Source organism: Ruminococcus sp. 5_1_39BFAA (assembly GCF_964240875.1).
In the GTDB taxonomy this organism is placed as follows: Bacteria; Bacillota; Clostridia; order Lachnospirales; family Lachnospiraceae; genus Blautia_A.
In genome coordinates, this window is sequence record NZ_CAXSVO010000001.1 from 333308 (window position 1) to 340808 (window position 7501).

A 7501-nucleotide genomic window follows, 5' to 3' on the forward strand; every position below is an offset into this window, starting at 1 on the left:
GATACAGTACACAAACTGTTCCGGCTCCATGTAAATTTATCTTATCCAATCATAACCTTTTTCCCTTCAAAAGCAAATCCATATTTACGTATCTTTTCTTCCGGTATTCCTCTGGAAACAAGTGCTGCAGCATACTCTTTTTCTTCAATCTGCAAAAGTGCTGCAGCAACGGTATCCTTCAGATCTTTTTCATCCTCCGGGTCATGTACCTTAAATTCCAGAATATACGCAAACTCTTCTTTATTTAACGGCTCCAGCAGCACATCATATCTGCCGAAACCACTTTCTCTGTTCGATGTGATCACATATCTTCCCATCAGTTCCACAAGCAGCCCAAGCACAAATCCGTGATAAAAACGTTCCGGTTCTGCTCCGGATGGCTGCTTTCCTGTATCAAAATAACTGAAAATTTTCAGGGAAATACGGTTCATGTAAGCTCCCATTGCTTTTACATCTCCCAGCAGCAATGCCTTTACAAAATCATTATAATCAGATCTCGCTCCCCTGAACCAGTTCCGTATCATACTCTGGAACATGATTTTCACTTCCAGATTTGTCAATGCCAGCTCATACAATGGTTCCGTCTCATTTCCTGAACTGTATTTCTCATAATCCACAATCTTCAGATAACCGCTGGCTACCAGCAGACTCCAGATTGCCTCCTCATCTCCAAGCAGCTGGTCATATATAATCTGCTCATCGATCTGCATAAACAGATGATTTCCTCTGAGCAAATGCTCAAAAGACAGTTTGACACTTTTATCACCTTCCTGAATCAGTTTACCCACCAGACTGTTGGAGCTGGTATTCGCCCAGTATGTTGTAAGCCTGCCTGTATCCAGATAGTTCAGAATCGACCATGGATTATAAATATCTCGCTTATTCCCAAACACAAATCCGTCATACCAGAGTTTCACATCTTCTTTTTCTGTATACCCAAACTCATCCATAGCTGCAAAGACTTCTTCTTCCGTAAAACCAAAAGAATCCGCATATTCTATAGAAGTCGTTGTCACCACCTTCAGATGATTCAAATCTGAAAAGATGGACTCCTTGCTCACTCTCGTAATTCCTGTCATGATCGCACGTTCCAGATATGGATTCGTCTTAAATGTTGCATTGAACAGGCTTCTGGTAAAAGACACCAGTTCCTCCCAGTATCCATTTACATAAGCTTCCTGCATCGGTGTATCGTATTCATCCAGAAGGATGATGACCTTTTTTCCATAATACCGGAACAGCATATCTGATAACTGATATAGTGCAAGAGTCGCAACTCCATCATTCATACCAGTAACAACACTACGGAAAAATTCTTTATTTCTTTCTGCCACCCTATCTTCTTCCAGTAAAAACTCATACTGTGAATACAGATTAATCAATAACCGGCAAATCTTCTCTCTGGTACTTTCGTATGTTGTTTCCTTTATATTGGCAAAAGACAGACTGATCACCGGATAAGTTCCCTGCAGTTCATGATACGCCTTATCTTCCCATATCTTTTTCCCTTCAAACAGATCACTTCGTCCCGCATATTTCAGAGAAAAAAACTGCTCCACCATGCTCATGTTCAGTGTCTTTCCAAATCTGCGCGGTCGTGTGATCAGGGTAACAGAATCCCTGCTTTCCCACCATTCTCTGATAAATGCAGTTTTATCTACATAAAAACAATTGTGCTCTATAATGGTAAGCGCTTAAATATTGGTCGGTTCGACAACCGATGATTTTTCCTTCATAATAGTAGTGATAGTTTTTTACTACACTTCCTGGTAGATAGGAAGTAGATTTTTACTACAGTTATGGAGGATATGACATGAGCAACTCTCGTTCTGCCAACCGTTCCCTCGAGGAATGGATGGCGCTGATTACTGAGTGTCGCCAGAGCGGCCTTTCCGATGCTGCCTGGTGTGAACAGCAAGGTATTTCAGTAAGTTCATTTTACAATGCGGCAACACGGCTTAGAAAGAAAGCCTGCGAAATACCAGAGGCTGTTGGAAAGGCTGCCACTCTTGGGTTGACATCCAATCATCAGGATGTGGTCAGGATTGATATACAGCCGGAAAGAATCCCCGCCGAAGTAATACGGCCGATGGATACTTCCACGCACATTGACAATTCACATACGATTGAACTTAAGATGGATGACGTTTCCATTAAGATCAGTAATTCGGCAGATCCGTTTTTACTCCAGCAGATCGTCCGGATGTTACGTCCGGTACGATGTTAGCGGATATCTCCGGTGTCGATGCCATTTTCATCGTGACCGGTTATACTGATATGAGAAAGTCTGTCGATGGTTTATACGCGCTTGTACAGGATCAGTTCCCGCAGAATAAGGATCTGAATGCCCTGTATCTGTTCTGTGGAAGAAAGTGTGATCGCATCAAGGCCATTTTGAAAGAACCTGACGGCATTGTCATGATCTATAAAAAGCTGACAGCACAGGGACGCTACCGGTGGCCAAGAGATAAATCCGAGGTGCGAAATCTCACCTGGAGAGAGTTTGACTGGCTCATGTCCGGCATCGATATCGACCAGCCAAAAGCAATAAAAATGTCCCCTGAACAGGCCTGAATATTGCACATAGAAAGTCCGGTTTTCCCTTTATTTTCGGCACTTTTCAGCCCTCTTTCTTCTGTAAAAATCCTTCATTTTCTGGTACAATAGGAAACAGAAAAGAGGTGAAAAACAGTGGCTCAAAGTGCAAAAGATATCCAGCTGAGGGAGTTAAAAGACCTTGTAAATGAACTCAAGGAGACAACAAAACTTCTCCGCAAAACACTTGAAGACGTACAAAAAGAGAAAGCTGCGATCCAGCAGGAACGTGACAACTTCAAAGAGCAGGTGGATTACCTGACAAAGAAGCTCTTTGGATCTTCCAGTGAAAAAGGTGCATGTGATATCCCGGGGCAGATGAATCTCTTTAATGAAGCAGAATCCGAAATGGATCCAGCTGCTGAAACATCGGACCAGCTTGCAGCCACTGAAAAACCAGACCGTAAGAAGCGTTCCACAAACGAGGAACGCTTTAAAGGCATTCCGGTAAAAAAGGTCATGCTCGAACCAGATGCAACGAATCTTACCTGCAGTAAATGCGGCGGTGAAATGGTACCGATCGGTACTGAGTTTGTACGCCGTGAGCTGAAGATCATCCCTGCAAGAGCAACTGTCATTGAATACTACAGTGTGAACTACGCATGTAAAAGCTGCAGACAGAATGATGTAACACCAACCATCATCAAGGGTAAGGACGGAAAAGCCCACATGATGTATGGGATGGCATCTGCATCTACTGTTGCCTGGGTTGTTTACCAGAAGTTCTGCAATGGAATGCCCTTATACAGGATTGAGCAGGATCTGGGACGTCTTGGTGCAAAGATCAGCCGTGCCACACTGGCAAACTGGGTGATCAAAAACTCCGAAGCATTTTTCGCTCCAATGTACGACTTCTTCCGGAGAAAGCTTCTGGAAAAAGATTTTGCCATGGCTGATGAGACACCGGTACAGGTGCTGCATGAACCTGAACGCCGTGCACAGACCAAGTCATATATGTGGCTGTTCCGCAGCGGTGAGGATGGTGATTTCCCAATCATCATTTACAAGTATTCCGAAACAAGAGCCGGTGATACCGCTGTGGATTTTCTGGATGGATTCCGCGGATACCTGATGTGTGACGGATACAGTGGCTACAATAAGGTAAAGACTGCAAAGCGTCTGGCCTGCTGGGCACACATCCGCAGATACCTGATTGATGCAATCCCGAAGGGAAAACAGTTGGATTATGCACAGCCCGCCGTGCAGGGAGTCATGTATACCAATCAGCTTTTTGATATAGAGGACAAGATCCGACAGAAATATAAAACGTTCGATGCCATCAAAGAAGCCAGGCTGAAACAGGAAAAGCCGATCATTGAAGGCTTTTTGTCGTGGCTTGAGAGACAGAATCCGGTCCGAAACTCCAGACTGGACAAAGCGGTAACCTATATCCGGAACAGAAAGGATTATCTTGCCAGCTATCTGGATGATGGCCGCTGCAGTTTTTCAAACAATCTGTCCGAGAACTGTATCCGACCGTTTGTAGTTGGAAGAAAAGGCTGGCTGTTCTGCGATACTCCTGCCGGAGCCCAGGCAAGTGCCATGGCATACACAATGGTAGAGATGGCCAAGGCAAACAAAGTGAATGTTTATCATTATCTCACGTTCCTGTTTGAACATCAGCCAAGCAGGCAGATGACAGATGAAGAACTGGAGCAGCTTGCACCGTGGAATGAAGACGTAAAATCAGAAATCCAGAGACGCGTCGACACTCAGAATAACGAATAGCGACCAATAATGTTAAACCGTATGTGAATTGTCAATGTGCTTCAGTTGGGTAAATCCAGCTGGAGCATTTTTATGCTCAACGGCTGAAATTTAAGCGCTTACCTATAATGTCATTATAATTCTGTATATCAATCGCTACATTTCTTCCCATAAGTCATGACACCTCCCATAAAAGAAATCCGCTATACTTTAGTATAACGGATTTCTATAGAAAACACAATTTATTTTACTTTAACTGTAACTGTCTTCTTAAAGGTTCCTGCCTGAATTGTAATCTTAGCGGTTCCCTTCTTAATACCTTTGATCTTACCATTTGCAGTAACAGTTGCAACCTTTGTATTGGATGATGTGTAAGTCACTTTCTCACTGATTCCATATGTCTTTGGTTTCAGTGTCAGTGTCTTATTCTTCTTCACGGATACAGAAGATTTTACATTTGCGATACCCGGTACAGTTACCGTGATCTTCACTTTCTTGCTTCCGGATGTAACTGTGATCGTTGCTTTACCCGGTGCGACTGCTGTGATCTTACCCTTGGAAGATACTTTTGCGATCTTCTTATTGGAAGATTTGTAGGTCAGCTTCTGTGTACTTGTGAACGGTTTCAGTTCACTCTGCAGTGTATGAGTCTTCTTCACTGCCAGTTTCAGTTTCTTATCTGTTACATTCGTTACAGACAATCCTTTTGTCTTAACAGTTCCTGTTACAACCTTAACTGTGTAAGTTCTGGTCTTTCCACTTGCCAGTGTAATGGTCAGTTTGGAAGTTCCCTTCTTCACACCTTTCACAGTAATCTTTCCAGTCTTCTTATCCAGAGTTGCTTTCAGGATTTTTGTCTTGCTGGATTTTACAGAAGATACAGAATCACCATTTGCCATAGTTACTTCAAACTTCACAGTTTTTCCTTTCTTCATATTGAAAGAAGAAAGTTTGCCCGGAATTTCCAGAACCGGTGTAAGAGCTTTCCCTACATCCTTTGTTTCTTCATTTCCACAGACAGAACAGATATGTTTCTGAACTTCCGCAGCTTTTACTGTTGCTTCAGACTCAACAGTCCATGCTCCATACTGATGAGAAGTTGTCTTAGCAATGGTTTCTGTCTTAGTTTCACCGCAGGAACACTTGAAGGTCTTCACACCTGTTTCTTTACATGTTGCAGTTTTTGTAACTGTTCCTACATCCCAAGAATGAACATGTGTCAGTTCTGCAATCTTAGCTTCTGCTGCTTCGAGCTGCTTCAATGTATCCGTGGATACCAGCGCTTTCTGCGCATCTGTCAGAGCTTCGTATGCTTCTCTTGCTGCTTTGACTTCTTCTGCATTTCCTGCTGTCAGACTGTCCACTGCCGGAAGAGATGAAATTGCATTAGTAACTGTTTCTGCCGCTTCTTTTTCTTCTGATTCTGCTTCTTCTTTCTTAAGCTGTTCATCAGTCTTAATCGCATCCATCTCAGCCTTTGCCACTGCTATTATTTCTGTAACTTCTTCGATAGTTTCTGCTTCATCAATTGCTGACCTTGCTGCTTCAATTACTTCTATCAGAGCTGCTTTTTCTGCTTCTCTATAATTATCAGCATTTTTATAATTTGTAATTTCTGCCTTGGCATCAGTTTTAGCATTTGCAAGTTCTACTGCACCCGGATCAGTGTTTTCCTGAATTTCAAGTAACATTACTGCCGGACTCATAGAATCTGAAACTAGATAATATCTTCCAACTTCAAGCTCTGCAGTGTTTACTGTTACTTTTCCATCTGTATCTGTTACACCGACATATGTACCTTCAGTCGGATCTACATATACATCATATTCCGGGAACATATATACTTTATGTCCCTCTCCTACTTTATACACTGGAGTTGTATAATTCACGTTATCCACACCAGTATAATAAATATTCAAGTCAATACTTGTCCCCTGCGTTACTGATTTTTCAACGATTCCATTTTCACCAAAATGATGATACGTTCCAACATTACCTGAATTATCATTATATCGAATAGTGACCACATCATTATCACTCAGCTTAATCTGGTCACATGTTGATCCCCAGCCCGGACTTCCTAATGGATATTCATAATTCAGATAGTAATTAAAATTATATCCGAAATCCCATATATTAAAGAATGCGGATCCTGCTGTAGCATGATGAATGGAAAATCCTCTCCAGTTCAATTCATTTGCTAAATAGCCCTGCCCAGCATCTTCCGGATCAACATCATTATAATATACCTCAGTTAACCAGATCATCATATGCAGCAGAGTTACAACACCATCTGCAGTTTCTTTTGTACCTCCCGTCTGACTGCCTCCTGTATAACAATTTGGATTGTAATATAAATACTCCATACCATAGTTAGCAAGATCAAAATACGGAATAGTAACTTTTTCTAATGCCCATACAGTGCCACCCTGTTCAACAAACTTATCATGATTTTCCATTGTAAAATATACGGTCACATCACCATCAACTGGAATAGATTCTACACCCTCAACAGTAATATCCAAATCTTCCGTTACTTCTTTCACAGTATAGATACCATCTTCGTCCGGAGTAACTGTCTCACCATTAACCTTAACTACCATATTAGTAGCATCATAACCATTTTTCACATCAATAGTGAATGTATAATCTTCTCCATTTTTAACATATGTTGCACCATTCGTAGTATAACCATTGCCAACTGCAAGTCCGACCAAAAGAATACTCATGTCATTAGAGTATTCAAAAGAATAACCTTCTAATACACTGGTACCATCTGGTTTCCAGAAACATGCAATAGTTTCTTCATCAAGTGCTCCAGTATAAATATCTGTAATCAGAAGTTTTACTGTAACTGATCCATCTACATTTGTGATTGCCTGATAATATTTATCAGGGCTATGTCCAGTTCTTCTAAGTGTTACTTTAGCACTACCCTCAAAAGTATAAATAGTATTCGCTGGGAAAGTGAAATATGCGTAACCAGAACCTCTAGGTACTACTGTTTTATAAACAGGGAAAAACATATCTGTTTCTTCTTCAGTAACAGTTACCTCACCGTCCATATCCGTAGTGATAGAAATATAGCTTCCAAGTTTCACTTCTTCTTTTTCTTCTACTTCGATATACAGATGATAGTATTCTCCTGCCTGAATACAGTATACTGCTCCGTCTTCTCCGACTTCTGCAGTATAGCTCT

Annotated in this window: 5 protein-coding genes; 3 read left to right on the top strand and 2 right to left on the bottom strand. The window is 41.6% G+C overall.

The genetic code is table 11. The annotated features are described in order from the left end of the window. Positions 1–41 precede the first annotated feature (41 nt). Positions 42–1685 carry an AAA family ATPase gene (locus ACESZH_RS01485; RefSeq protein WP_373216364.1) on the bottom strand — a complete coding sequence of 548 codons (1644 nt, stop codon included), beginning with the start codon at positions 1683–1685 and terminating at the stop codon, positions 42–44. 128 nt (positions 1686–1813) lie between these two features. On the opposite strand from ACESZH_RS01485, the gene ACESZH_RS01490 reads away from it, so the two are divergent. From ACESZH_RS01490 to ACESZH_RS01500, 3 genes are all read left to right on the top strand, one after another. Continuing rightward, positions 1814–2227, top strand: a complete 414-nt coding sequence (locus ACESZH_RS01490) for an IS66 family insertion sequence element accessory protein TnpB (RefSeq protein WP_373216159.1) — start codon at positions 1814–1816, stop codon at positions 2225–2227. After that, positions 2221–2574 carry an IS66 family insertion sequence element accessory protein TnpB gene (gene tnpB, locus ACESZH_RS01495; RefSeq protein WP_373216161.1) on the top strand — a complete coding sequence of 118 codons (354 nt, stop codon included), beginning with the start codon at positions 2221–2223 and terminating at the stop codon, positions 2572–2574. The genes ACESZH_RS01490 and tnpB overlap by 7 nt, the downstream gene beginning before the upstream one ends. Positions 2575–2691: 117 nt before the next feature. Continuing rightward, positions 2692–4323 carry an IS66 family transposase gene (locus ACESZH_RS01500; protein ID WP_373216163.1) on the top strand — a complete coding sequence of 544 codons (1632 nt, stop codon included), beginning with the start codon at positions 2692–2694 and terminating at the stop codon, positions 4321–4323. A 221-nt stretch (positions 4324–4544) separates the two neighbouring features. Here the strand turns inward: ACESZH_RS01500 and ACESZH_RS01505 are convergent. Next, on the bottom strand, positions 4545–7501 hold a 2957-nt coding region (locus ACESZH_RS01505; RefSeq protein WP_373219840.1), incomplete at its 5' end, for an Ig-like domain-containing protein.